This window comes from Streptomyces sp. NBC_00212 (assembly GCF_045206365.1).
Taxonomy (GTDB): Bacteria; Actinomycetota; Actinomycetes; order Streptomycetales; family Streptomycetaceae; genus Streptomyces.
This window is the reverse complement of record NZ_CP108115.1, coordinates 6,333,814-6,359,452: the sequence shown is the minus strand read 5'-3', so window position 1 is coordinate 6,359,452 and position 25,639 is coordinate 6,333,814. Positions and strand designations below refer to the sequence as shown.

General features: G+C 71.4%; 24 protein-coding genes. 10 read left to right on the top strand and 14 right to left on the bottom strand.

The genetic code is table 11. From position 1 onward, the window contains the following. The first annotated feature begins 3 nt into the window (after positions 1 to 3). The 3 genes from OHA17_RS28970 to OHA17_RS28960 all read left to right on the top strand — a co-directional run bounded on the left by OHA17_RS28970 (position 4) and on the right by OHA17_RS28960 (position 3,751). On the top strand, positions 4 to 798 hold the full coding sequence (locus OHA17_RS28970; RefSeq protein ID WP_398876836.1) for a thiazole synthase: 795 nt from the start codon (positions 4 to 6) through the stop codon (positions 796 to 798). A 119-nt stretch (positions 799 to 917) separates the two neighbouring features. Next, entirely contained in the window at positions 918 to 2,888 is a 1,971-nt protein-coding gene (gene pknB / locus OHA17_RS28965) for a Stk1 family PASTA domain-containing Ser/Thr kinase (protein ID WP_406508994.1), read from the top strand. 11 nt (positions 2,889 to 2,899) lie between these two features. Continuing rightward, positions 2,900 to 3,751, top strand: coding sequence for a deoxyribonuclease IV (locus tag OHA17_RS28960; protein ID WP_398876838.1), 852 nt, complete (start codon positions 2,900 to 2,902; stop codon positions 3,749 to 3,751). A gap of 15 nt (positions 3,752 to 3,766) precedes the next feature. On the opposite strand, the gene OHA17_RS28955 is transcribed toward OHA17_RS28960, so the two are convergent. After that, entirely contained in the window at positions 3,767 to 4,399 is a 633-nt protein-coding gene (locus OHA17_RS28955) for a sulfite oxidase-like oxidoreductase (protein WP_406508993.1), read from the bottom strand. 153 nt (positions 4,400 to 4,552) lie between these two features. Between OHA17_RS28955 and bfr the strand changes: the two genes are divergently transcribed. Further along, positions 4,553 to 5,032 carry a bacterioferritin gene (gene bfr, locus OHA17_RS28950; protein WP_161258098.1) on the top strand — a complete coding sequence of 160 codons (480 nt, stop codon included), beginning with the start codon at positions 4,553 to 4,555 and terminating at the stop codon, positions 5,030 to 5,032. A 13-nt stretch (positions 5,033 to 5,045) separates the two neighbouring features. Here the strand turns inward: bfr and OHA17_RS28945 are convergent, their stop codons facing one another. Both OHA17_RS28945 and OHA17_RS28940 read right to left on the bottom strand, forming a co-directional pair. Beyond that, positions 5,046 to 5,303 carry a bacterioferritin-associated ferredoxin gene (locus OHA17_RS28945; protein WP_053727746.1) on the bottom strand — a complete coding sequence of 86 codons (258 nt, stop codon included), beginning with the start codon at positions 5,301 to 5,303 and terminating at the stop codon, positions 5,046 to 5,048. A gap of 173 nt (positions 5,304 to 5,476) precedes the next feature. Further along, a complete protein-coding gene (locus OHA17_RS28940; RefSeq protein WP_053727745.1) occupies positions 5,477 to 6,817 on the bottom strand; it encodes a class II 3-deoxy-7-phosphoheptulonate synthase in 1,341 nt (446 codons plus the stop codon). A 209-nt stretch (positions 6,818 to 7,026) separates the two neighbouring features. Here OHA17_RS28940 and OHA17_RS28935 point away from each other — a divergent pair, with 209 nt between their 5' ends. The 3 genes from OHA17_RS28935 to OHA17_RS28925 all read left to right on the top strand — a co-directional run bounded on the left by OHA17_RS28935 (position 7,027) and on the right by OHA17_RS28925 (position 11,849). Next, the gene (locus OHA17_RS28935; RefSeq protein WP_406508992.1) at positions 7,027 to 9,780 is read left to right on the top strand and encodes an N-acetylmuramoyl-L-alanine amidase; all 2,754 of its coding nucleotides are present in this window, start codon (positions 7,027 to 7,029) and stop codon (positions 9,778 to 9,780) included. Between the two features lie 59 nt (positions 9,781 to 9,839). Beyond that, on the top strand, positions 9,840 to 9,896 hold the full coding sequence (locus OHA17_RS28930) for a trp operon leader peptide (RefSeq protein ID WP_078516689.1): 57 nt from the start codon (positions 9,840 to 9,842) through the stop codon (positions 9,894 to 9,896). A gap of 102 nt (positions 9,897 to 9,998) precedes the next feature. Further along, entirely contained in the window at positions 9,999 to 11,849 is a 1,851-nt protein-coding gene (locus OHA17_RS28925) for an anthranilate synthase family protein (RefSeq protein WP_406508991.1), read from the top strand. Between the two features lie 5 nt (positions 11,850 to 11,854). Here the strand turns inward: OHA17_RS28925 and OHA17_RS28920 are convergent, their stop codons facing one another. The 5 genes from OHA17_RS28920 to OHA17_RS28900 all read right to left on the bottom strand — a co-directional run bounded on the left by OHA17_RS28920 (position 11,855) and on the right by OHA17_RS28900 (position 17,031). Next, positions 11,855 to 12,853, bottom strand: a complete 999-nt coding sequence (locus OHA17_RS28920; RefSeq protein WP_406508990.1) for a 2-hydroxyacid dehydrogenase — start codon at positions 12,851 to 12,853, stop codon at positions 11,855 to 11,857. 288 nt (positions 12,854 to 13,141) lie between these two features. Next, on the bottom strand, positions 13,142 to 14,170 hold the full coding sequence (locus OHA17_RS28915) for a 6-phosphofructokinase (RefSeq protein WP_406508989.1): 1,029 nt from the start codon (positions 14,168 to 14,170) through the stop codon (positions 13,142 to 13,144). A 144-nt stretch (positions 14,171 to 14,314) separates the two neighbouring features. Beyond that, the gene (locus tag OHA17_RS28910; protein WP_406508988.1) at positions 14,315 to 15,004 is read right to left on the bottom strand and encodes a response regulator; all 690 of its coding nucleotides are present in this window, start codon (positions 15,002 to 15,004) and stop codon (positions 14,315 to 14,317) included. Beyond that, the gene (gene macS / locus OHA17_RS28905; protein ID WP_406508987.1) at positions 15,001 to 16,215 is read right to left on the bottom strand and encodes a MacS family sensor histidine kinase; all 1,215 of its coding nucleotides are present in this window, start codon (positions 16,213 to 16,215) and stop codon (positions 15,001 to 15,003) included. Before macS ends, OHA17_RS28910 begins: the two co-directional genes overlap by 4 nt. 36 nt (positions 16,216 to 16,251) lie before the next feature. Further along, entirely contained in the window at positions 16,252 to 17,031 is a 780-nt protein-coding gene (locus OHA17_RS28900; protein ID WP_398870938.1) for a 1-acyl-sn-glycerol-3-phosphate acyltransferase, read from the bottom strand. A gap of 154 nt (positions 17,032 to 17,185) precedes the next feature. Here OHA17_RS28900 and OHA17_RS28895 point away from each other — a divergent pair, with 154 nt between their 5' ends. Together OHA17_RS28895 and OHA17_RS28890 are read left to right on the top strand one after the other, a co-directional pair. Next, the gene (locus OHA17_RS28895) at positions 17,186 to 17,965 is read left to right on the top strand and encodes an alpha/beta hydrolase (protein ID WP_406508986.1); all 780 of its coding nucleotides are present in this window, start codon (positions 17,186 to 17,188) and stop codon (positions 17,963 to 17,965) included. Further along, complete coding sequence (locus OHA17_RS28890) at positions 17,958 to 18,548, top strand: hypothetical protein (RefSeq protein ID WP_053727736.1); 591 nt, start codon at positions 17,958 to 17,960, stop codon at positions 18,546 to 18,548. Before OHA17_RS28895 ends, OHA17_RS28890 begins: the two co-directional genes overlap by 8 nt. Before the next feature lie 52 nt (positions 18,549 to 18,600). On the opposite strand, the gene OHA17_RS28885 is transcribed toward OHA17_RS28890, so the two are convergent. The 6 genes from OHA17_RS28885 to OHA17_RS28860 form a co-directional block, all read right to left on the bottom strand. Then, positions 18,601 to 19,350, bottom strand: a complete 750-nt coding sequence (locus OHA17_RS28885; RefSeq protein WP_406508985.1) for an endonuclease/exonuclease/phosphatase family protein — start codon at positions 19,348 to 19,350, stop codon at positions 18,601 to 18,603. 69 nt (positions 19,351 to 19,419) lie between these two features. Beyond that, positions 19,420 to 20,373: an ROK family glucokinase gene (locus OHA17_RS28880; protein WP_053727734.1), complete on the bottom strand. Its 954-nt coding sequence runs from the start codon at positions 20,371 to 20,373 to the stop codon at positions 19,420 to 19,422. 138 nt (positions 20,374 to 20,511) lie between these two features. Then, positions 20,512 to 20,943, bottom strand: a complete 432-nt coding sequence (locus OHA17_RS28875) for a DUF5304 domain-containing protein (RefSeq protein ID WP_053727733.1) — start codon at positions 20,941 to 20,943, stop codon at positions 20,512 to 20,514. Positions 20,944 to 21,012: 69 nt separating this feature from the next. Further along, positions 21,013 to 22,137 (bottom strand): ArsA-related P-loop ATPase, encoded by a 1,125-nt coding sequence (locus OHA17_RS28870; protein ID WP_406508984.1) that lies wholly within the window; start codon positions 22,135 to 22,137, stop codon positions 21,013 to 21,015. 2 nt (positions 22,138 to 22,139) lie between these two features. Next, positions 22,140 to 22,619 carry an SRPBCC family protein gene (locus OHA17_RS28865; RefSeq protein ID WP_406508983.1) on the bottom strand — a complete coding sequence of 160 codons (480 nt, stop codon included), beginning with the start codon at positions 22,617 to 22,619 and terminating at the stop codon, positions 22,140 to 22,142. Between the two features lie 125 nt (positions 22,620 to 22,744). After that, positions 22,745 to 23,506, bottom strand: coding sequence for a metallophosphoesterase (locus OHA17_RS28860; protein WP_406508982.1), 762 nt, complete (start codon positions 23,504 to 23,506; stop codon positions 22,745 to 22,747). Between the two features lie 275 nt (positions 23,507 to 23,781). Here OHA17_RS28860 and OHA17_RS28855 point away from each other — a divergent pair, with 275 nt between their 5' ends. Further along, a complete protein-coding gene (locus OHA17_RS28855) occupies positions 23,782 to 25,575 on the top strand; it encodes an AMP-dependent synthetase/ligase (RefSeq protein ID WP_406508981.1) in 1,794 nt (597 codons plus the stop codon). The last annotated feature ends 64 nt before the right edge of the window (positions 25,576 to 25,639 follow it).

The window sequence follows — 25,639 nt, the reverse complement described above, 5'->3', positions numbered from 1 at the left end:
CCCATGGCCGACGACCTGCTGACCATCGCCGACACCACCTTCGACTCCCGCCTGATCATGGGCACCGGCGGGGCGCCCAGCCTCGACACGCTGGAGCGGGCGCTCGCCGTCTCCGGCACCGAGCTCACCACCGTCGCGATGCGCCGCCTCGACCCGACCGTGCAGGGCTCGGTCCTGTCCGTCCTGGACCGGCTCGGCATCCGGGTGCTGCCCAACACCGCGGGCTGCTTCACCGCGGGCGAGGCCGTCCTTACCGCGCGGCTCGCCCGCGAGGCGCTCGGCACGCACTGGGTGAAGCTGGAGGTGGTCGCCGACGAGCGCACCCTGCTGCCCGACCCGATCGAACTGCTCGACGCCGCCGAGGTGTTGGTCGACGACGGGTTCACCGTGCTGCCTTACACCAACGACGACCCGGTCCTCGCGCACAAGCTGGAGGACGTCGGGTGCGCGGCGATCATGCCGCTCGGCTCCCCCATCGGCTCCGGGCTCGGCATCCGCAACCCGCACAACTTCGAGCTGATCGTGGACCGGGCGAGCGTCCCGGTGATCCTCGACGCGGGCGCGGGCACCGCCTCCGACGCGGCGCTCGCGATGGAGCTCGGCTGCTCGGCGGTGCTGCTGGCCTCGGCGGTGACGCGGGCCCAGGAGCCGGTCCTGATGGCGGAGGCGATGCGGCACGCGGTGGAGGCGGGCCGCCTGGCCCACCGCGCGGGCCGCATCCCCCGCCGCCACTTCGCCGAGGCGTCCTCGACGATGGCGGGCCGGGCCGCGCTCGACCCGGAGCGCCCCGCGTTCTAGCCCCACCTGGCCTTTCCCGGCCCTTTCCGGTCGGGTCCGCGTCACAGCTCGGCTTCAGTCCGGCCCCCGCAACGCACGCGGCGTGAAGGGGGCCGGACGGCGCTCGTAAACTCTCCCCCGTGGATACGACCCTTCATGACCCCCTCGTCGGGCAGGTGCTCGACGGCCGCTACCGCGTCGACGCGCGCATCGCCGTCGGCGGTATGGCCACGGTCTACCGGGCCGTCGACACCCGCCTCGACCGCGTGCTCGCCCTCAAGGTGATGCACCCGAGCCTCGCCGCGGACGCCTCCTTCGTGGAGCGCTTCATCCGCGAGGCCAAGTCGGTGGCCCGGCTCGCGCACCCCAATGTGGTCGGCGTCTTCGACCAGGGCGCGCAGGACCAGTACGTCTACCTCGCGATGGAGTACGTCGCGGGCTGCACCCTGCGCGACGTGCTGCGCGAGCGCGGCGCGCTCCAGCCGCGCGCGGCCCTCGACATCCTGGAGCCGGTGCTCGCGGCCCTCGGCGCCGCCCACCGGGCCGGTTTCGTCCACCGGGACATGAAGCCCGAGAACGTCCTGATCGGGGACGACGGCCGGGTCAAGGTCGCCGACTTCGGCCTGGTCAGGGCCGTGGACTCGGTGACCAGCACCACCGGCTCGGTCCTCGGCACCGTCTCCTACCTGGCCCCCGAGCAGATCGAGCACGGCACCGCGGACACCCGCGCCGACGTGTACGCGTGCGGTGTCGTCCTGTACGAGATGCTCACCGGCGCCAAGCCGCACCACGGGGACACCCCCGCCCAGATCCTGTACGCCCACCTCCACGAGGGCGTGCCCGCGCCGTCCGCGGCCGTGCCCGGCCTCGCCCTGGAGCTGGACGAGCTGGTCGCCTCGGCGACCGCCCGCAACCCCGACGTCCGCCCGCACGACGCGGTGGCCCTGCTCGCGCAGACCCGTACCGCCCGCGCGGCCCTCGGCGAAGAGCAGCTGGACGCGGTCCCGCCGGGCGCGCGCTCCTCGGCCGGGCAGAGCGGCGCCGACGACCGTACGAGCGTGATCCCGCGGGCCCTGACGACGCCGGTCACCCCGGCGGCCGGGCCGATGCCTGCGGAGTCCGTCCGCGACGAGCCCGTCAACCGCACCAGCCGGCTGATCATGCCGCAGCGCATCGAGGACGAGCCGGAGCCCGCGCCCCGCAGGCAGCGCGGCCGGATCAACAACCGGCGCGGCCTGATCGCCGTCGTGGCCGCGCTGCTGCTGATCCTCGGGGTCGGCGCGGGCGTCTGGTACATCAACTCCGGCCAGTTCACCCGGGTTCCGGCCCTCATCGGGCAGAGCGAGGACGCGGCGAAGAAGAAGCTGTCGGGTGCCGGACTCGGCGTCAAGAAGATCGACCGGCAGTTCAGCGACACCGTCGAGCGGGGCCAGGTCATCTCGACCGACCCGGCCACCGGCGCCCGCATCCGCGGCAACGGCTCGGTGACCCTGGTCGTCTCGCGCGGCCCCGAGACGGCACAGGTGCCCAAGCTGGACGGGATGCCGCTCGACCAGGCGAAGAGCGAGCTGCAGAAGGCGGGCTTCGCACCCGGTGACACCTCCAGCGAGTTCAACGAGAGCGTCCCGCAGGGCTCGGTGATCCGTACCGACCCGGCCGCGGGCGTCAAGCGCCACACGGACACCGGCGTCTCGATGGTCATCAGCAAGGGCGCACCCGTCGACGTGCCCGGCGTGGTCGGCGACTCGGTGGCCGATGCCACCGCCGCCCTCCAGAACGCCGGGCTCCAGGTCACCGTCGCGCCCGACCAGGTCAACTCGGTGCAGGACGCGGGCAAGGTCGCGGCCCAGTCGGCCGCCGAGCACGCCCAGCTCGCCAAGGGCGACAGCGTCACGCTGACCGTGTCCAAGGGCCCCCGGATGATCCCCGTGCCCCAGGTGACCGGCCAGAAGGCCGCCGACGCCCAGAAGAGCCTGGAAGCCGCCGGCTTCAAGGTGAAGGTCGACCGCGGCTTCCCGTTCCTCAGCGACGAGGTGTCGGGCCAGTCCGTCGCCGCCGGGGTCCAGGCGCCGGAGGGCTCCACCATCACCATCACCACCAAGGGACTGTAGGTAGTCACCCCATGCGCAACCCCATCGGCGGCCACGTCCCCGTGGCCGGCGGCCTCGCCACGACCGGGCTCTCCTACGCGCGCGAGATCGGCGCCGAGACCGTGCAGGTCTTCGCCGCCAACCCGCGCGGCTGGGCCACTCCCACCGGGAACCCGGCCCAGGACGAGAAGTTCCGGGCCGAGTGCGCCGAGGCCTCGATCCCGGCGTACGTCCATGCCCCGTACCTGATCAACTTCGGTTCGAGCACCGAGGCGACGGTGGAGAAGTCGGCGGAGTCGCTGCGGCACTCGCTGCGCCGGGGCCGTGAGATCGGCGCGCTCGGCGTGGTCGTGCACACCGGCTCGGCGACCGGCGGACGCCCGCGCGCACAGGCTCTGGCGCAGGTCCGTACGCATCTGCTGCCGCTGCTCGACGAACTGACCCACGACGACGACCCGTTCCTGCTCCTGGAGTCGACGGCCGGGCAGGGCGCCTCACTGTGCTCGCGCACCTGGGACTTCGGCCCGTACTTCGAGGCCCTGGACGCCCACCCCAAGCTGGGCGTCTGCCTCGACACCTGCCACATCTACGCGGCCGGGCACGACCTGGCCGGGCCGGACGGCATGCGGCAGACCCTGGATCTGCTGGTGGAGACCGTCGGCGAGGGGCGGCTCAAGCTGATCCACGCCAATGACTCCAAGGACGTGGCGGGCGCGCACAAGGACCGCCACGAGAACATCGGCTCCGGGCACATCGGCGAGGAGCCGTTCCGCGAGCTGCTCGCGCACCCGGCGACCGAGGGCGTACCGCTGGTCATCGAGACCCCGGGCGGCAAGGAGGGGCACGCGGCGGACGTGGCCCTGCTGAAGTCACTGCGGGTCTAGCCCCCAGCGGCAGGCTCAGAGCTCGGGGCCGTCCCCGGGCTCCTCCTGGTAGGAGTAGCGCTGCTCGCGCCAGGGGTCGCCGATGTTGTGGTAGCCCCGCTCCTCCCAGAAGCCCCGGCGGTCCGCCGTCATGTACTCGATGCCGCGGACCCACTTGGGGCCCTTCCAGGCGTACAGGTGCGGGACGACCAGGCGCAGCGGGAAGCCGTGTTCGGCGGTGAGCAGCTCGCCGCCGTTGTGGGTGGCGAAGAGCGTACGGTCAGCGAGGAAGTCGGCCAGGCGCAGGTTGGAGCTGAAGCCGTACTCGGCCCAGACCATCACATGGGTGACCTCGGGTGCGGGCGGCGCGAGTTCGGCGATCGTGCGGGTGCTCACCCCGCCCCATTCGGCCCCGACCATCGAGAACTTGGTGACGCAGTGCAGGTCGGCGACCACGGTCTCGAACGGCAGCGCCGAGAACTCCTCGTGGTTCCAGCAGTGCTTGTCGCCGTCGGCGGTGGCTCCGAAGACCCGGAACTCCCAGCGCTCCGGCTTGAACTTGGGGACCGGGCCGTAGTGGGTGACCGGCCAGCCGCGCTGGAGCCGCTGCCCCGGCGGAAGCTCCGTCTGCGCTGCTCCCCGCCGCTCCCGGCTCTCCGGCTGACCCATGACTCCATGGTGACAGACCCCGAGGGGTGGTGATGACCAGGGACGTCCCGATTCGGGCAACTCGTACTAAGCATGCACTTACTGGACGGCCTGTGATCACGGTGCAAGGATGCGCGAAACCTGCCCAGTTACCGCTTGGAAGGAGCCTCTGCGATGCAGGGCGACCCCGAGGTCATCGAATTCCTGAATGAGCAGCTGAGTGCCGAGCTGACGGCGATCAACCAGTACTGGCTGCACAGCGCGATGCAGGCCAACTTCGGCTGGACGAAGCTGGCCAAGTACACGCGTCACGAGTCGATCGACGAGATGAAGCACGCGGAGGTGCTGACCGACCGGATCCTGTTCCTGGACGGCCTGCCGAACTTCCAGCGCCTCTTCCATGTGCGCATCGGGCAGACGGTCACCGAGATGTTCCAGGCGGACCGGCAGATCGAGGTCGAGGCGATCGACCGCCTCAAGCGGGGCATCGAGGTCATGCGGGCGAAGGGCGACATCACGTCCGCGAACATCTTCGAGTCGATCCTGGCCGACGAGGAGCACCACATCGACTACCTCGACACCCAGCTGGAGCTGGTCGAAAAGCTCGGCGAGGCGCTCTACATCGCGCAGCTCATCGAGCAGCCGGAGAGCTGAGACGGCCGGAGGGCTACGCGGCCTCGTCGAGGACCGGGTCCAGCTCCGGGGCGACGGCGGTCAGCGCGGGCCGGCCCTGCTCCACCAGCTCCCGTCGGGGGCAGGCGCCGCGTCCGAGCAGCGCCTGGATGCGGCGTACGCAGGAACCGCAGTCGGTGCCGGCCTTGCAGGCGGAAGCTATCTGGCGGGGGGTGCAGGCACCGCCGTCCGCGTGCTTCTTGACCTGCTCCTCGGTGACACCGAAGCAGTTGCATACGTACACGCGGTTCACCTCCCAGAACGATCGAGCGAGGTCGATGGGTAAGGCCCGTCCCGATCGACCGGTTCCCGATCCTCGGTGAGGCTAACCTAACCTTACCCGGCACCCCGGGTGCGGAAAAGCCCCGGATACGCCAGTGGGGCGCGGATCACATGGATCCGCGCCCCACTGTGGTGCGCACGGGACTACTGGTCGCGGTACATCTCGGCGACCAGGAACGCCAGGTCCAGGGACTGGCTGCGGTTCAGGCGCGGGTCGCAGGCCGTCTCGTAGCGCTGGTGCAGGTCGTCGACGAAGATCTCGTCGCCGCCGCCCACGCACTCGGTGACGTCGTCACCGGTGAGCTCGACGTGGATGCCGCCCGGGTGCGTGCCGAGGCCCTTGTGGACCTCGAAGAAGCCCTTGACCTCGTCCAGGACGTCGTCGAAGCGGCGCGTCTTGTGGCCGGAGGCCGCCTCGAAGGTGTTGCCGTGCATCGGGTCGGTGACCCAGGCGACGACCGCACCGGACGCGGTGACCTTCTCGACCAGCTCGGGGAGCTTGTCGCGGACCTTGTCGGCGCCCATGCGGACGACGAAGGTCAGCCGGCCCGGCTCACGGTCCGGGTCGAGGCGGTCCACGTAGGTGAGCGCCTCGTCGACGGTGGTCGTCGGGCCGAGCTTGATGCCGATCGGGTTGCGGATCCGGGAGGCGAACTCGATGTGCGCGCCGTCCAGCTGCCGGGTGCGCTCACCGATCCAGACCATGTGGCCGGAGGTGTCGTACAGGTGGCCGGTGCGCGAGTCGGTGCGGGTCAGCGCCGACTCGTAGTCGAGCAGCAGCGCCTCGTGCGAGGCGTAGAACTCGACGGCCTTGAACTCGGCGGGGTCGGTGCCGCAGGCCTTCATGAAGTTCAGCGCGTTGTCGATCTCGCGGGCGAGCTGCTCGTAGCGCTGGCCGGAGGGGGACGACTTCACGAAGTCCTGGTTCCAGGCGTGCACCTGGCGCAGGTCGGCGTAGCCGCCGGTGGTGAAGGCGCGGACCAGGTTGAGCGTGGAGGCGGACGCGTTGTACATCCGCTTCAGGCGCTCGGGGTCCGGCACGCGGTCCTTCTCCGTGAAGGCGAAGCCGTTCACGGAGTCGCCCCGGTAGGTCGGCAGGGTCACGCCGTCGCGGGTCTCGGTGCCCTTGGAGCGGGGCTTGGAGTACTGGCCGGCGATGCGGCCGACCTTCACCACGGGCACGGAGGCCGCGTAGGTGAGGACGGCGCTCATCTGGAGGAGGGTCTTCAGCTTGGCCCGGATGTGATCGGCCGAGACGGCGTCGAAGGCCTCCGCGCAGTCGCCGCCCTGGAGCAGGAACGCCTCGCCCTGGGCGACGGCTCCCAGACGGGCGCGCAGCTGGTCGCACTCGCCCGCGAAGACGAGCGGCGGATACGATTCGAGGTCCGCGATCACATCGCGCAGAGCCTCGGCATCGGGGTACTCGGGCTGCTGCGCCGCGGGAAGGTCACGCCAGGTGTTTTCGTTCACGGTCACCGCACCCACATTACGGGGTCCGCCAAGCCGTCCACCCCCGCGACCACCAAATGAGACACCGGCCACGACGAGGTGGCTCAAGAGCCGAAGGCTGAAGTCCCTCCCACCTCTCCCCCCGCACGTCACCCCCTGTTAATCTCACGCCACTTACTGAATACAGGGCAAAGTGACCAGGGGTGGGTGTGAGCCGAAGCGTGAGCAGTAGGCAGCAGAGACGTGTGACCAGGAAGTTCCTCGCCTATGGGGTGGCCGGGGCCGTGGCCGTCACCGCATTCGGCTCGGTGGCCGTGGCGGCGCCGCGGACCGTGGGGGCGGCGCAGGACGGCGGGGGGCAGCCGGGCTCGGCGCTGCAGGCCCAATTCGCCGAAGCGGCCAAGGAGTTCAAGGTTCCCCAGAGCGTTCTTATGGCGGTTTCCTACCGCCAGACGCTCTGGGAGGACCACAACGGCAAGCCCAGCACGTCGGGCGCGTACAACGTCATGGGCCTGACCCGGGTCATGCCCGGTGACGTGGCGCGGCCCAGCGCCCAGGAGCAGCTGGCGCACCTCAACATGAGCGGCGACCCGGCGGTCATGAAGAAGTTCGACGCCAAGAAGGCGCCGACTTCCGAGCCTTCCGTCGACACCGACGACCCGGCGCTGCACACGCTGGACGCGGCCGCGAAGCTCATCGGCGAGCCGGTGGACGCGGTGCGCACCGATGCCGCCCAGAGCATCCGGGCGGGCGCGGCGCTGCTCGCGCAGTACCAGCGCGCGGCCACCGGCTCGCTGCCGGCCGCCCCGGGCGCCTGGTACCCCGCGGTGGCCCGCTACAGCCAGGCCTCCGACGCCAAGGGCGCCGGCGCCTTCGCCGACCGCGTCTTCGACTCGGTGCGCTCCGGCCAGAGCCGCCTCACCACGGACGGCCAGCGCCTCGCGCTGCCCGCCGACCCCGCGGTGAAGCCCGTCAAGCCGTCGAAGATGCCGCTGGCGGCGGCCACGCCGGGTGCGGCCGCGGCGGACGCCACGACGCCCGAGTGCCCGTCCGGCCTCAACTGCGACTTCATTCCGGCCAACGCGAACAACTACAACGTGGCGAACCGGCCGGACAACGGTTTCGACATCCGGCAGATCGTGATCCACGACACGGAGTCCCCTTACCAGGCCGCCGTCGACCACTTCAAGGACCCGCAGAGCAGCGCCAGCGCGCACTACATCGTCAAGGACGACGGCAGTCTCGTCACCCAGCTGGTGGCGACGAAGGACGAGTCGTACCACGCGGGCAACAAGACCGTGAACATGCACGCGCTCGGCATCGAGCACGTGGGCTTCGCCATGAAGGCGGGCAGCTGGTACGGCGAGCCGCTCTACGACTCGTCGGCGACGCTGGTCAAGTACCTGGCGGACAGGTTCGGCATTCCGCTGGACCGCGAGCACATCATCGGCCACGACGAGGTGCCCGGTCCGCTGGACTCGTACGTCGCCGGGCAGCACTGGGACCCGGGTCCGTTCTGGGACTGGAACCACTACATGTCCCTGCTCGGCGCCCCGACCGGCGTCGGTGGCGCGGGCCAGCCGCTCACGGCCGGGCAGGTCGTCAAGGTCGTCCCGCCGTTCAGCGCCCAGACGACGACGTACTACGACCCCGACACCAAGGTCCGCACCACGTTCGACCAGCCGGTCAACTTCGGCTACCTGTACGCGACCCCGTCGACCGGCGGCGACCCGCTGGCCGACCCGTACCTGGGCACGCAGGTCGCGACCGAGGGCCCGAACTGGGCCAACAAGGTCGTCGCGGGCGGTCAGTACGTCGTCGCGGACTGGCAGGGCGACTGGACGGCGATCTGGTACGGCGGCCAGAAGGCCTGGTTCTACAACCCGGGCGGCCAGTACACCGCCGTCGTGTCCCCCTCGGCCCCGGTCGTCCTGAAGGCCAAGGGCACCGACCCGGTCCAGGTCTACGGGCGCTCCTACCCCGAGGACGCGGCGTACGCGGGCACCGGAGTGCCGGTGCAGGGCAGCAACTCCGCCTCGCTGACGAAGTACAGCATCCCGGCGGGCCAGGCCTACGTCGCCGCGGGCGCCCCGGTCGCGGGCGACTACTACTACGGCGGCACCACGCTCGGCACCCTGGTCAAGGGCACCCAGACCTTCTACCCGATCCGGTACAACCACCGGATCGCCTGGGTGAAGACGGCCGACGTCGAGCAGGTCACCCCGGCCGGTCCCGTGCGCGCCGACAACCGCTACGACCTGCTCGCGCGGGACGCGAACGGCGGGTTCTGGCAGTACCAGGGCTCGGGCGACATCGCGCAGCCCTTCCTGACCCGGTTCAAGATCGGCAGCGGCTGGGGCATCTACAACGCCATGACGGACCTGTCGGACTTCCGCGCCGACGGCCAGGGCGACCTGATCGCCCGGGACACCTCCGGGGTGGCCTGGTACTACAAGGGCAGCGGCGACCCGGCGGCCCCGTTCGGCGACCGGGTCAAGCTCGGCGCGGGCTGGGGCGCCTTCACCTCCCTGGTGGGCGCCGGCGACCTGACCGGTGACGGCCGGGCCGACCTGATCGCCCGCGACGGCGCCGGCAAGCTCTGGCTCTACCCGGGCACCGGTGGCCCCGCCTTCGGCAACCGCACGCAGATCGGCAGCAGCTGGCAGATCTACGACCAGATCCTGAGCACCGGCGACCTCGACGGCGACGGCAAGGGCGACTTCGTGGCGCGCGAGCCGTCCGGGAAGCTGTGGTTCTACCCGGGCACGGGCAGCGCGGTGCAGCCCTTCGGCGACCGCCACCAGGTCGGCACCGGCTGGAACATCTACAACGCGATCGTCAGCTCGGGCGACCTGGACGGGGACGGCAAGCCGGACCTGACCGGCCGCGACGCCGACGGCAAGCTGTGGTTCTACCCGGGCAACGGCGGCTCGGTGCAGCCGTTCGGCGACCGCCGCCAGATCGGCACCGGCTGGAACATCTACAACGCGCTGCTCTGATCGAGCCGGCTGTCCGATGGCACCGCGACCTCGCGGTGCCATCGGGTAGAGTGCCCGGCATGTTCGCGCACTCGACCCAGAACTGGTGGTGGACCGCTCATCCGGCGGCCCGCTGATTTCTGCGCGTACACAGACTCGCGAAGGCCGCCCCGAGGGGCGGCCTTCAGTGTTTCCCGGGCTGTTCCTCCCGCTCACCACCGGAAGGAACCACTCAACTCATGCTCATCCAGAGGCTGTTGGACGAGAACTGCCCGCCGTTCGCGCTGCTGCGCAGGCGCACCCCTGGTCATGATCACGACGTCGTCGAGCTGTTGATCGGCGATGTCCACGAGGCCGAACACCTCGCCGACCTGCCCGTCGGCGACCGGCCCGCGCTCGCCCTGGTGCCGTTCCGGCAGATCAGGGAGCGCGGCTTCGACGTCCGCGACGACGGGACGCCGCTCTCGGTCCTGGTCGCGGACGAGACGTACGAGCTCCCTCTCGCGGACGTGCTCGGCGAGCTGCCCGCGCACGAGGTGCGGGTCGAGGGCGGCGGCTTCGACGTCGGCGACGAGGAGTACGCGGGAATCGTGCGACGGGTGATCGACGACGAGATCGGCCGCGGCGAGGGCGCCAACTTCGTCATCCGGCGCACCTTCACCGGCGAGATCCCCGGCTTCGGACGGGCCGACGCGCTGGCGCTGTTCCGCCGCCTCCTCGTGGGTGAGCAGGGCGCGTACTGGACGTATGTGGTGCACACGGGCGACCGCACTCTGGTCGGCGCGAGCCCCGAGGTCCATGTCCGGATGTCCGGCGGCACGGTCGTCATGAACCCGATCAGCGGGACCTACCGCTACCCGGCGGGCGGCCCCACCCCCGAGGACCTGCTGACCTTCCTCGCCGACCGCAAGGAGACCGACGAGCTGTCGATGGTCGTCGACGAGGAGCTCAAGATGATGTGCACGGTCGGCGACATGGGCGGCGTGGTGATCGGCCCCCGCCTCAAGGAGATGGCCCATCTCGCGCACACCGAATACGAGTTGAGGGGCCGCTCCTCGCTCGACGTCCGCGAGGTCCTGAGGGAGACCATGTTCGCGGCGACGGTCACCGGGTCGCCGGTGCAGAACGCGTGCCGGGTCATCGAGCGGTACGAGGCCGGCGGGCGCGGCTACTACGCGGGCGCGCTCGCGCTGCTCGGCCGGGACGCGGGCGGCTCCCAGACCCTCGACTCGCCCATCCTGATCCGCACCGCGGACATCTCGCCGGACGGCCGCCTCAGGGTCCCGGTCGGCGCCACCCTCGTACGCCACTCGGACCCGGCGAGCGAGGTCGCCGAGACGCACGCCAAGGCCGCCGGTGTCCTGGCGGCGCTCGGGGTGCGGCCCGGCCGTCCGGCCACCGGGGCGGTACGCCCCCGGCTCGCCGACGACCCCCGGGTGCGGGCCGCGCTCGACGCCCGGCGGGCCGACCTCGCGCCGTTCTGGCTGCGGATGCAGGACCGGCCGGCCGAGCCGAGCGGGTCGGCGCTCGTGGTGGACGGGGAGGACACGTTCACGGCGATGCTCGCGCATGTGCTGCGCTCGGCGGGCCTCGCGGTCTCGGTGCTCCGCTACGACGTCCCCGGGCTGCACGCGCGGGTGCTCGGCCACGAGGGCCCGGTGATCCTCGGCCCGGGTCCGGGCGACCCCGCGGACGCGGCCGACCCGAAGATGGCGCTGCTTCGCCCGCTGGCCGCGGAGCTCCTGCGCTCCCACCGGCACGGGCTGCTCGGCGTGTGCCTGGGCCACGAGCTGATCGCGGCGGAGCTCGGCCTGGAGATCGTGCGCAAGCGGGAGCCCCACCAGGGCGCGCAGGTGCGGATCGACCTGTTCGGCCGCGAGGAGACGGTGGGCTTCTACAACAGCTTCGCGGCGCGCTGCGAAGGGGAGCTGCCGGGCGTGGAGATCGCGCGCGACCCGGTGACCCACGAGGTGCACGCGCTGCGCGGCCCCGGGTACGCGGGCATCCAGTTCCACCCGGAGTCGGTGCTCACCCTGCGCGGCCCGGAGGTGGTCAGGGACCTGCTCGCGGGGGTGGCCGCGGTGCGCTGAGGCGCTTACGGCGCAGCCGGGACCAGGACGTTCTCGGTGTGGCGGCCTGCCTTGTAGGCCGCCACGTTGTCCACCGTCGCCGCGATGATCTGGCCCACCGCGTCCTGGGTGTAGTACGCCTGGTGCGAGGTGACCACCACGTTCGGGAAGGTCACGAGCCGGGCCAGGGTGTCGTCCTGGACGGCCTCCAGGGATTTGTCGAGGAAGAAGAGCCCCGCCTCGGCCTCGTACACGTCGAGGCCGACGCCGGCGAAGCGGCCCTTGCGCAGCTCGCCCACCAGCGCGTCCGTGTCGATGAGCCCGCCCCGGCTGGAGTTGACCAGGATCGCGTCGTCCTTCATCGCCGCGAGTTCCCGGCGCCCGATGAGGTGCTGGGTCGAGGGCAGCAGCGGCACGTGCAGGCTGATCACGTCCGCGTTCGCGAGGAGCTCCTCCTTGTCGACGTACTTCATGCCGAGCTCGACGCAGGCCGGGTTCTGCGCCGCGTCCCAGCCGAGCAGGTTCATGCCGAAGCCATGGGCGATCCGGGTGAACGCCTCGCCGATCTTGCCGGTGCCCAGCACCCCGACGGTGCGGCCGCGCATGTCGCGGCCGAGCAGCCCGTCCAGGCGGAAGTCGAAGTCGCGGGTGCGGTTGGAGGCCCGCACGATGCGGCGGTTCACGGCCATCGCCAGGGTCCAGGCGAATTCGGCGACGGAGTACGGCGAGTAGTAGGAGACCCGGGCGATGGTGAGGCCGAGGCGGGCGGCCACGTCCAGGTCGATGTTGTTGAAGCCGGTGGAACGCTGGGCGATCATCCGCGTCCCGCCGGCGGCCAGGCTCTGCAGCACGTGGGCGTTGAGGTTGGCGTTGACGCTGGTGGAGACCACTTCGTGCCCGGCGGCGATCGGCGCGGTGTCCTCGGTGAGGAAGACGTCCAGACAGCGGATGTCGTGCAGTCCCGCGAAGGCCTTCTCGATCAGCGGCTTCTCGTCGGTCTGCACGCCGAATGCCAGGATTTCCACGACTTTCCCCTTATGGGCGCTTCCTGGCCATCAGAGCCTGTGTCTAGACCCCGTCCGGATCAGGCCGCGGCGTCTGGCGCGTGCGATCGCAAGGCGCCGGAAGGTCCTCGTAGCGGAGCTACTAGGGCGTTTCGGCAACGCGGCGAGCGTGCGTGCCAGGCGTCGCGGGCCCGGGCGGGGTTTAGACACAGGCTCTCAGGCCAGTCATGAGGGCTATGGGCCGGATATCGCGAATATACGGCCCACAGCCCGGACCCGCCCGGTCTGGTCGGCCGGGGTCAGCAGCGGTCAGCCGAAGAAGACGCCCACCTCGGCGTAGAGCGCGGGGTCCACGGTCTTCAGCTTCGAGGTGGCCTCCGCGATCGGCACCCGCACGATGTCGGTGCCGCGCAGCGCGACCATCTTGCCGAAGTCGCCGTCGCGCACCGCCTCGATGGCGTGCAGGCCGAAGCGGGTCGCGAGCCACCGGTCGAAGGCGCTCGGGGTGCCGCCGCGCTGGACGTGGCCGAGCACGGTGGTGCGGGCCTCCTTGCCGGTGCGCTTCTCGATCTCCTTCGCCAGCCACTCGCCGACGCCGGAGAGCCGCACGTGCCCGAAGGAGTCGAGCGTGCCGTCCTTGAGCACCATTTCGCCGTCCTTCGGCATGGCACCCTCGGCGATACAGACGATCGGGGCGTACGAGGCCTTGAAGCGGGAGGTGATCCAGCCGCAGACCTGGTCGACGTCGAAGCGCTGCTCGGGGATGAGGATGACGTTGGCGCCGCCGGCCAGGCCCGAGTGCAGCGCGATCCAGCCCGCGTGCCGGCCCATGACCTCGACGACCAGGACCCGCATGTGGGACTCGGCCGTGGTGTGCAGCCGGTCGATGGCCTCGGTCGCGATGCCGACGGCCGTGTTGAAGCCGAAGGTGTAGTCGGTGGCGGACAGGTCGTTGTCGATCGTCTTGGGGACGCCGACGCAGTTGATGCCGTATTCGTCGCTGAGCCGGGCCGCGACACCCAGGGTGTCCTCGCCGCCGATCGCGATCACGGCGTCGATCTCGTACTTGGCGAGGTTCTCCTTGATGCGGCGAACCCCGTTCTCGGCCTTGAGGGGGTTGGTGCGCGAGGAGCCGAGGATGGTGCCGCCGCGCGGCAGGATGCCGCGCACCGCCGGGATGTCCAGCTTGACGGTGTCGCCCTCCAGGGGACCGCGCCAGCCGTCCTTGAACCCGGTGAACTCGTATCCGTACTCCTGCACACCCTTGCGGACGATGCCCCGGATGACGGCGTTGAGTCCGGGGCAGTCACCGCCTCCGGTCAGTACTCCGACCCGCATGGAATGGTCCCTTCACCTGGGAGTGACGTACGCGGTCCACGCTAGTGGTGACGCATGTCACTCCGGGATGGGGCGAAGGGTCAATTCACTTGATCCGTAAGGGAGTTGACGACTCGTCGTTCACCCGTACGGGGGATGGCTCGGTCAGGCGTCGTCGAGGCCGCGCTCGATCGCGTACCGCACGAGCTCCACCCTGTTGTGCAGCTGGAGCTTGCCCAGGGTGTTCTGGACGTGGTTCTGCACCGTGCGGTGCGAGATGACCAGGCGCTCGGCTATCTGCTTGTAGCTCAGGCCCTTGGCGACCAGGCGCAGCACCTCGGTCTCGCGGTCGGTGAGCTGCGGGGCCTTGGGCTCGTCGGAGGTGGCGGGCGCCGGGTCCTTGGCGAGCCTTCGGTACTCGCCGAGGACGAGGCCGGCCAGGCCCGGCGTGAACACCGGGTCGCCCACGGCCGTGCGGCGCACCGCGTCGGTCAGCTCCTCGGTGCTGGCCGACTTGAGGAGGTAGCCGAGCGCGCCGGACTTCACCGCTTCCAGCACGTCCGCGTGCTCGCCCGAGGCGGACAGGACCAGGACCCGCAACGCCGGATTGGCGGCGACCAGTTCCTTGCAGACCTGGGCGCCGGGCATGCCCGGCAGGTTGAGGTCGAGGACCAGGACGTCGGGCGCCGCGGCCTGGGCCCGGCGCACCGCCTGCGGTCCGTCGCCGGCGGTGGCGACCACGTCGAAGCCGGCGGCGGCCAGGTCGCGGGCGACCGCGTCGCGCCACATCGGGTGGTCGTCGACCACCATCACCTTCACCGTCGCATCCGCCCGCGCCGTCTGCTGCTGCGTCATCCGTGCCGTCCTGCCTTCCCCCGTGGGACCTTCAGTTCAACTTCTGTGCCCTGGCCCGGCACGGAGATCAGCTCCGCCGTGCCGCCCAGGTCGCGCAGCCGGCCCCGGATCGAGAGGGCGACGCCCATGCGTCCCTCCCCCTCGGCCTGGTCGAGCCGGCCCGCCGGGATTCCGGGCCCGTCGTCCCGCACCGTCACGATCACCTCGTCCCCCCAGTCCTCCACCAGGATCCAGGCCCGGGCGGACTCCCCCGCGTGCATACGGACATTGTCCAGTGCGGCACTGACAGCGGCCGCGAGCTCCCTGGCGGCGGGGGGTGCGAGCAGCACCGGAGCGCCCGGCTCCGCGAAGGAGACCTTCGATCCGGCATGCCGGGCGAGCAGCGAGCGCAGGTCGATCTCGCCGCTCTCGCCGGGCTCGTCGTCCACCTCGACCGCCCGTACGACGGCGCCGTTCGCGAAGTCCTCGGAGGCCCGGGTCGGCGGCACCAGGCCGCTGGTGACCAGGGTGCGCAGGGCGACCTCCTGCTCGCCGGCCAGCCGGCCGAGCTCGGCGGCCTCGCCGCCCAGCGCGCTGCCGCGGCGCTGCACCATGGCGAGCACCTGGAGCACGCTGTCGTGGATGTCGCGGGCCAGGCGTTCGCGCTCGCGGGTGGCCGCCTCGATCTCCAGGGCGCGGGCGAGCGTCGCCTCACTGGCCCGGGCCACCTCGACGATGTAGCCGATCGCGATGGAGGCGATCCACACCAGGATCACGTTGTGGAAGGTGTCCCGGGTGGGGTGGCCGCGCTCCACGATGTTGGCGACGGCCACCAGCGAGGAGGCGAACCCGGCCCAGCGCCAGCCGCCCTTGATCGCGAAGGCGAGCACCGCCCCGGCCGCCGCTATCGTCGGCAGCGTCGGGCCGTCGACGTACTGGGCGTCCACGTCGGCCAGCGGCGTGAGCAGGATGCCGGTGAGCACCACGGTGAGGTCGACGGCGAGGAAGCGCTTGGTGCACGCGGCCGCGTTCGCCACCCTCGGCAGGGTCGCGAAGTTCCACACGGTGAGCACCGAGAGGTACCCGACGCCGACCCAGGGCCGTTCGAACTTGTGGTAGCCGTTGGCGAAGATCGCCAACGCGTAGAGCGTCGTGAGCACCCGGTAGCCGGTCAGGGCCCGCCACAGGGGCAGTTCCACCGACATCCGTACGACTCGCTCGCGTTTCGCCATGTTCCCCACCCCTGGCCCGGCCCTGGACGGACGCGGCTAGTCGCCGGGCCGTTCCGCCCGCTTGGCCTGCTCGGCCTCGCGGGCCCGCTCCGCCTTCTCGGCGGCCTTCTGCTCGTCGGCGATCCGCTTGGCCTCGTCCGCGATCTGCCGCTTGGCGGCCGTCGCGTAGATGTCGACGTACTCCTGGCCGGAGAGCTTCATGATCTCGTACATGACCTCGTCGGTCACCGAGCGCAGGATGAAGCGGTCGCCCTCCATGCCCTGGTAGCGGCTGAAGTCGAGCGGCTTGCCGATCCTGATGCCGGGGCGCATCAGCTTGGGGACGACCTTGCCCGGCGGCTGGATCTTCTCGGTGTCGATCATCGCGACCGGGATCACGGGGGCGCCGGTGGCAAGCGCGACCCGGGCCAGACCGCCCGGCTTGCCGCGGTAGAGGCGGCCGTCGGGCGAGCGCGTGCCCTCCGGGTAGATGCCGAAGAGGCCGCCGCTCTTGATGACGTCGATGCCCGCGTTGATCGCGGCCTCGCCGGCCCCGCGGGCGCCCGAGCGGTCCACCGGGAGCTGGCCGACGCCCTTGAAGAAGGCGGCCGTCAGCTTGCCCTTGACCCCGGGGGAGGTGAAGTACTCGGACTTGGCGATGAAGGTGACCTTGCGGTCCAGGACGGCCGGCAGGAAGAAGGAGTCCGAGAAGGAGAGGTGGTTGCTCGCGAGGATCGCCGGACCCTCGGCGGGAATGTTCTCCAGGCCCTCCACCCACGGCCTGAAGGCGAGCTTCAGCGACCCGCCGATGGAGAACTTCATTGCGCCGTAGATCAACTCGGATGCCTTCCTGTGCTTGTCGAACAGACCTTAACCCGTGCCGGGCCCGGCCTCCCGCGCGACGGCCCTGGTCGGTGTCGGTCCGGTCGCGTACCGTGAAGTACGACTCCCCCGCACAACCCCGCCCCTGCTCATGAACAGGAGACCCCTGGTGCCGGTCCTCCCTGGAGCCGAGCCGTTCCGCCACGAGGGCGGAGAGGTCGGCGTCCTCCTCTGTCACGGTTTCACCGGTTCCCCGCAGTCGCTGCGCCCCTGGGCCGACTACCTCGCCGAGCGCGGCCTCACGGTCTCGCTGCCGCTCCTCCCGGGGCACGGCACCCGCTGGCAGGACATGCAGCTCACGGGCTGGCAGGACTGGTACGCGGAGGTGGACCGCGCCCTGCGCGAGCTCACCGAGCGCTGCACCCGGGTCTTCGTCTTCGGGCTGTCCATGGGCGGCGCCCTGTCGCTGCGCCTCGCCGCGAAGCACGGCGACGCGGTCACCGGCCTGGTGCTCGTCAACCCGGGCAACAAGGTGCACGGCGCGGCCGCCCAGGCGCTGCCGTTGGTCCGCCACTTCGTACGGTCCACGAAGGGCATCGCCAGCGACATCGCCAAGGAGGGCTCCGAGGAGGTCGGCTACGACCGGGTGCCGCTGCACGCGGCCAACTCGCTGCGCAACTTCTTCAAGATCGTGGACGGTGAACTGCCGCAGGTCACCCAGCCGTTGGTGGTCCTGCACAGCCCGCAGGACCATGTGGTGCCGCCGGTCGACTCGGCGCGGATCCTCAGCCGGGTGTCCTCCACGGACGTCGAGGAAATCCTGCTGGAACAGAGCTACCACGTGGCGACGTTGGACCACGATGCGGAGCGGATCTTCGAGGAGAGCTACTCGTTCATCGGCCGCCTCGCTCCTAGCGTCGGGAAGAAGGGGAGCACGACCGGTGGCTGAGCACGACGCGGACCGCGAACCGCAGCCGATCGACGAAGAGGCGGCCTGGGCGGCGATCGTGGCGGGGTACGGCGAGGAGCCGGCCGACCCGCCGGGCAGCAGACCGTATCGATCGGTGGAGGACCTCGCCCTGATCGAGGACGAGCCCGACGAGAGCGATGAGACCGGCAAGGCGCCCGAAGCCGACAAGGGCCCCGACAAGGGCCTGGACAAGAGCGCCGGCAAGGGGGCCGACAAGCCGGCGCTCGGCAGCTCGGTGGTGTTCGCGCCCGGTGTGGGCGGCCCGCGCGACTTCGCGCCCGCCGAGCCGTCCGACGACGACCTGGACGCCTCGGACGAGGGCCACTTCGTGCCGCCGGAGCCGCCCCCGCTCCCGGAGGCCGACGTCACGGCGAAGTTCGCGTGGCTGGGCGTGGTCGGCGGTCCGCTGCTGCTGATCCTCGCGGCGATCTTCGGCTGGGACATGACGTGGTGGCTCACCACGCTCGGCGTGGGCGGCTTCCTGGGCGGCATCGGTACGCTCTTCGCCCGCATGCAGCACGACGAGGACGACGACGACCCGGGCCGCGGCGCCGTCGTCTGAGCTCCTGCGCGGAGCGGGGCGTGGGGCGCTGGTATGCAGCGCCCCCGAGCCCCTACCCCGCCCGCACTCGCAGGGCCGCGAGCACCGGCAGATGATCGGTGGCCGCGGTCAGGTCCTCCGGGTCCGCCAGCCCCAACGGCACGCCGCAGCCCAGGACTTCGACGCCCCGGGTCGCGAAGATCGCGTCGATCCGCCGCTGCGGGTCCTTCGGCGTGAAGGTCGACTCCCCGCCCCACGGCGCCGCGTCCCAGCAGTCCTGGAGCGCCCCGGCGAGGCGGCCGAAGCTGCGCCCGCCGGGCCGCTCGTTCAGGTCGCCGCCCGCGATCGCGTGCTCCACGCCCATCGCGGCGAGCCGGTCGAGCAGCGCCCCCGCCTGCTCGTACCGCTCGGCCGCCTGGAGGCTGAGGTGGGCGCTCAGGACGCCGATCCTGGCCCCGCCGATCCGTACCACCGCGGTCGCGAAACCGCGCCGGTGAAGGCCGGGGGTGAGCGGAAGGAGCACGTCCTCGGTGCGTTCCGCGGTGGCCCGCAGCGAGCAGAGCAGCATCGGGCCCGCGGCCGTGGCGCCGCCGCTCAGGATGACCAGGTCGGTCGCCGCCGCCAGCCGCGCCGCCGCCTTGCGCCAGCGGAAGAATCTGGGCGCCTCCTGGACGAGGACGAGATCGGGCTCGCAGGCGCGGATCACCCGGGCAAGGGCCGCGTTGTCGTCGCGCATCGAGCGGATGTTGTAGCTGAGGACGCGGATCACGGCCGAGCCGTTCTCCGTGGCGGACGCGGGCAGTTGGCCGGCAGGGGTCGTCATGGTCCACAACGTATGACAGCGCCCGCCGGTCCGGGGCGGACTCGGCGGGCGCCGTCGGTGGTACGGGACCTACATGATCGGGTCGGGCTGCCGCGCGAGGTCGGCCGCGCCGACCAGGCCGGCCTTGTTGCCGAGCTGGGCCGCGATGACGTCGGCGACCGGGCGCCAGTTCCCGCCGACCAGCCAGCGCTTGTAGGACTTGCGGATCGGGTCGAGCACCAGCTCGCCCTCGTCCGAGAGCCCGCCGCCGACGATGAAGGCCGACGGGTCGAAGAGCGAGGCCAGATCGGCCAGGCCCGCACCCGCCCAGCGGGCCAGTTCGCGGTACGAGTCGACCGCGACCGGGTCGCCCTGCCGGGCGGCCATCGAGATGTGCTTGCCCTCGATGCCCTCGGGGGTGCCGTCACCGAGGCCGAGCAGGAACTCGGCGTTCTCGGGGGTGGCGTTGGCGCGCTGCTTGGCGTAGCGGACCAGGGCACGGCCGGAGGCGTACTGCTCCCAGCAGCCCTGGCTGCCGCAGCCGCACAGCAGGCCGTCCGGCACCATCCGGATGTGGCCGAACTCGGCGGCCACGCCGAAGTGGCCGCGGCGCAGCTTGTTGCCGATGATGATGCCGCCGCCCAGGCCCGTGCCGAGCGTGATGCAGATGACGTTCCGGTGGCCCTTGCCGGCTCCGAAGCGGTACTCGCCCCAAGCGGCCGCGTTGGCGTCGTTCTCGACGACGACCGGGAGGCCGGTGCGCTGCTCGACCTTCTCCTTCAGCGGTTCCTGGCGCCAGTCGATGTTGGGCGCGAAGTAGACGGTGGACCGCTGGCGATTGACGTAACCGGCGGCCCCGATCCCCACGCCCACGATCTCGTGTCCGGCGCGTGCGCCGTCGACGGCCGAGGCGATCGCGTCCACGATGGCATCGGGCGTGCCGGGGGTCGGCACCTTGTGGGTCGAGAGGATGTTTCCGTCCTCGTCGACCACGCCCGCCGCGATCTTCGTGCCGCCGATATCGACACCGATGGTGAGTCCCATGAATCCCTCAGTTCGGTCGAGCCCCGCTACGGCCAACCGTACCCGAGCCGGGGCGGCGCTCAGCGTGCCGAGCCCGTGTTGGCGCCGGGTGTGAGGCCGGGTCCGGTGCCTTGCTGACACCTGGTCCCGGTATGGGTCTCAGTCGAGGTCGATGTGCTCGGTGGGGCCCGTGTCCCCGTCCCGCTTCCTGTCGTCGGCCGACGTCCAGCGGCGCTCGTGGCCCTCGACGGCGGAGCGGTAGGCGGCGAGCAGCTCGTTGCCCGCCGCGGCGAGGTGGTCGAAGACCTCGGGGTTGCGCTCGATGACGGGCTCGACGGCGGACTTCGCCTGGCTGATCAGCTGCTGCACGGCGCCCTGGGTCGCCAGGCCGGACAGCGAGGAGGGGCCGTCGAAGATGCCGGCGACCTTGTCGGTGACCGCGTCGAGCAGCTTGCGCAGTTCCTCGGCGGCGGATCCCGGCGGGGGGCCGTACTCGGCGCGGCGGCGCGCCTTCTCGGCGGCCAGGTCCTCGGCGCAGGCCTCGGCCCAGGCATCCGCGTCGGGGGCGGGGCGCTCGGTGGCTTCGCTCATGGCGGACTCCAGCGGCTGGTTTTCCTACGGGCTGTTTCCTTCGACGTTACCCGAACGGGGGTAGCGCGTTCAGCGACCGCGGGGCCACAGCTCGGGATCGGGGGCGAACCGGATCTCCAGTACGCCGTCGTGCAGGCGGGCCCCGGTGACGGTGCAGCGGCGCAGCGCCGACGGCAGCGCCGCGATGCGCCGGAACGGGCCGACGGTGAGCAGGAGTTCGTCGCCGCGCCGCACCAGCGCGAGCCCGTCCTTGACGGCGCCGGGCAGCGGCAGGCGCCACACCAGGACGTCGTCCTCGGCGAGCCGGTCCTCGATGGTCCACTGCGGGACCGGGCTTTCGTCCGGCCCGGCTGCGATGCCGAGCCGCTCCAGATCGTCGTCGCCCCGCGGATCGCGCCCGAGGTGCGCCACCTCGCGCACGACGGGGAACTCCCCGGCCAGTTCGTCGAGGTGCTTGCGCTGCTGGGCGACGAGGCCGGCGAGCCAGGGGTCGGGGGTCTCGACGGGCAGCAGCCTGTTGGCGACCACCGCGTCGAGGGCGAGCCGCTGCACGGCGATGCCGAGCCGGGCGGTGCGCAGGGCCTCGGCCGCGGCCGGTCCGGGTTCCGCGACGAGCCGTACGGTCGTGCCCGGGTCCTCGATCACGGCCTGGACGGCGGCCAGTTCGAGGTCCCAGCGGGCCGCGGTCTCGTACAGCCACTGCGCGGGCATGGGGACCCCGGCGAGCTGGGCGAGGACCGGGCGCAGCGAGCGGGCCGCCTGGCGCTCGGGCGGCAGGAGGCGGCGCAGATAGCGGCGCAGCTGCTCGGGCAGGGCGAGGGCGGCGAGGGCCCGGTCGGCCGGCGGGAGGTCGACGACGAGCAGGCCGGGTTCGTCGGCGGCGGCCTCGCGCAGGGCGCTGAGCAGGGCGAGCTGTTCGGCGCCGGGGAGTTCGGTGAGTTCCTCGGCGTCCAGGCGGGAGGCGCCGAGCAGGTCGAGGGCGACGCCCGCGCGGTCCTGGAAGGCGAGGAATTCGGCGCGGAAATGGGCGGCCGAATCGATTCGCCGGACGGTGACTCCGGCGAGTTCACCGGGGAGCCGGTCCGAGGTCAGCAGGGTGACCCGGGTGCCGCTGCGGGCGGCGGCGAGTGCGGTCGCCGCCGCGACGGTGGTGCGGCCCGCGCCGCCGGGGCCGGTGACGAGGACCGTACGCACGTCTAGAGCTTCTCGGCCCCGTCGGCGGAACCGGCCTCGGCGTCGCCCGGGCCGCTCTCGACGCGCTTCTTCAGGCCGGCCAGCGCGCGGTCGATGATGACCTTCTCCGCCTTGCGCTTGATCATGCCGAGCATGGGGATCTTGACGTCGACGGTCAGCCGGTAGGTGACCTCGGTCTGTCCGCCCGGGGCGTCGGCCAGGGTGTACGAGCCGTCGAGGGTGCGCAGCATCTGGGACTTGACCAGCGTCCAGCTGACCTGGTTGCCGTTCCAGGTGTAGGCGAGGGTGTGGTCGTCCTTGATGGCGCCCGCGTCGAGCAGCAGCCGCACCTTCTCGGCGTGGCCGGCGGCGTCGGTGGCGAGCACCTCGGCCTCCTTCACCTCGCCGGTCCACTCCGGGTAGCGGGCGAAGTCCGCGATCACGTCCATGACGTCGGCCGGGGCCGCCTCGATGGTGATAGACGAGCTGGTGTGTTCCGCCATCGTCGTGGCTCCTCCAGTGCGCGGTCCGGGTCTGTTCTCTCCCCCGCCCGCACGAGGGCGACGGCGGTGGGGAGGTGTGCGTGCAGGCTATCGCGTACGGGCCGCCCGCCAATCCAGTGGCCGGATCACCACTCCAGGGCGAAGGGCCGGGAGGTGGCCGCGAAGTGGCCGACGTTCACGCACTCGGTGCGGCCGATCCGCATCCGGCGGGCCAGCGGCTGGTGGACGTGGCCGAACAGCGAGTAGCGGGGCCGGATCTTGTGGATCGCGGCGAGCAGGGCGCGCGAGCCGCGCTCGAAGCGGCGGGCGACGGTGTCGTACACGAGCTCGGGGACCTCGGGCGGGATGTGCGAGCAGAGCACGTCGACCTCGCCGAGCGCCTCGACCTTGGCGGCGTACTCCTCGTCGGAGATTTCATAGGGCGTTCGCATCGCGGTCCGCAGCCCGCCACCGACGAAGCCGAAGACGCGCCCGGCTATCTCGACGCGCTGGCCGTCCAGGACGGTGGTGCCCGGTCCCGCGTACTGCGGCCAGAGGTCCGGCATGTCGACGTTGCCGTACGTGGCGTACGTCGGGGTGGGGAAGGCGGCGAACATCTCGGCGTACTGGCGGCGGACGGCGGCCTCGATCGCAGCCTCCCGGTCGAGTCCGGCCCAGAGCGATCGCCCCAGCTCGCGGGCCTCCTCGAAGCGCCGGGCGGTGCGCAGGGCGACGATCCGGTCGGCGTTCTCGACGCCGAAGAGGTCGGGGAAGATGCCGCGCGAGTGGTCGGCGTAGTCGAGGAAGAGCACCAGGTCACCGAGGCAGACGAGGGCGTCCGCCCCGTGGCCCGCCTTGGCCAGGCCCTCGGTGTTCCCGTGCACGTCACTGACCACATGAACTCGCATGAGGGTCACCTTAGGCCGTCGGACCTGCGGTTACTTCCGGGTGCCCGAAGGTGTGGACTACTGTGCGCGAAGCAGTGTCAAACATGTGTGACGCACCGAACATCTGGCCAGAACCCCCTATCGGGAACCCACTACCCATGGGTAACGTCCGGGCAGTCCAGTCGTGCTCGGAGTTCCGCCCCCCACGGAAGCCTCCGGGCACCTGCCCGATCTTGGACCGCAGCCGGTGCATCACACAGAGCCGTGGCACCGGCGCCCGATGAGGAGCAGCAGTCTTGCGCGAGTTCAGCCTTCCGGCCCTGTACGAGGTCCCTTCGGACGGCAACCTGACGGATCTGATCCGCCGCAATGCCGCTCAGCATCCCGATGTCGCGGTCATGGGCCGCAAGATCGCCGGTGCCTGGGCCGATGTCACCGCCCGCCAGTTCCTCGCCGAAGTGCGCGCCGTCGCCAAAGGCCTGATCGCCTCGGGCGTCGAGGCCGGCGACCGGGTGGCCCTGCTCTCCCGGACCCGGTACGAGTGGGTGCTGCTCGACTTCGCGATCTGGAGCGCGGGCGCCGTCACCGTCCCGGTGTACGAGACCAGCTCGCCCGAGCAGATCCAGTGGATCCTCGGCGACTCCGGCGCGACGCTCGCCATCGTCGAGTCCGCGGCCCACGAGGCTTCCGTGACCTCGGTCCAGGCCGGCCTGCCCGCCCTCAAGGGCATCTGGCAGCTCGACACCGACGCGGTGGGCCGGCTCACCGCGACCGGCGCGGACGTCTCCGACGAGCTGCTCGACGCGCGGATGTCCTCGGCGCACGCCGACGACCCGGCGACCATCGTCTACACCTCCGGCACCACCGGCCGCCCCAAGGGCTGCGTGCTGACCCACCGCGCCTTCTTCGCGGAGTGCGGCAACGTGGTCGAGCGGCTCAAGCCCCTCTTCCGTACGGGCGAGTGCTCGGTGCTGCTCTTCCTGCCCGCGGCCCACGTCTTCGGGCGGCTCGTCGAGGTGGCCTCGGTGATGGCGCCGATCAAGCTCGGCTGCGTACCGGACATCAAGAACCTGACCGATGAACTCGCCTCGTTCCGGCCGACGTTGATCCTCGGCGTGCCGCGCGTCTTCGAGAAGGTCTACAACTCGGCGCGGGCCAAGGCGCAGGCCGACGGCAAGGGCAAGATCTTCGACAAGGCCGCGCACACCGCGATCGCCTACAGCACGGCGCTCAGCACGGACGCCGGGCCCTCGGTCGGCCTGAAGATCAAGCACAAGGTCTTCGACAAGCTCGTCTTCAGCAAGCTGCGGGCGGTGCTCGGCGGGCGCGGCGAGTACGCGATCTCCGGCGGCGCGCCGCTCGGCGAGCGGCTCGGCCACTTCTTCCGCGGCATCGGCTTCACGGTCCTTGAGGGCTACGGCCTGACCGAGTCCTGCGCCGCGACCGCGTTCAACCCCTGGGACCGGCCGAAGATCGGCACGGTCGGGCAGCCGCTGCCGGGTTCGGTCGTACGGATCGCGGACGACGGCGAGGTGCTGCTGCACGGCGAGCACCTGTTCCAGGGCTACTGGAACAACGAGGCCGCCACCGCCGAGGCGCTCGCCGACGGCTGGTTCCACACCGGTGACATCGGCACCCTCGACGAGGACGGCTACCTCGCGATCACCGGCCGCAAGAAGGAGATCATCGTGACGGCGGGCGGCAAGAACGTCGCCCCCGCGGTCATCGAGGACCGCATCCGCGCGCACGCGCTGGTGGCGGAGTGCATGGTGGTCGGCGACGGGCGGCCGTTCGTGGGCGCGCTCGTCACCCTGGACGAGGAGTTCCTGGGCCGCTGGGCCGAGGAGCACGGCAAGTCCGTGGCGACGGTGGCCGCCCTGCGCGACGACGCGGATCTCCTGGCGGAGGTGCAGCGGGCCGTGGACGACGGCAACGCGGCGGTCTCCAAGGCGGAGTCGGTACGCAAGTTCCGCGTTCTCGGCGCGCAGTTCACCGAGGAGGCGGGCCACATCACGCCTTCGCTGAAGCTGAAGCGGAACGTTGTGGCGAAGGACTTCGCGGACGAGATCGAGGCGATCTACACCCGCTGAGCCCGCAGCGGCCCGGGCTTTCGGGGGCTACGCCCCCGACCCCCTCCCTCCGGCCCGCCCGCCG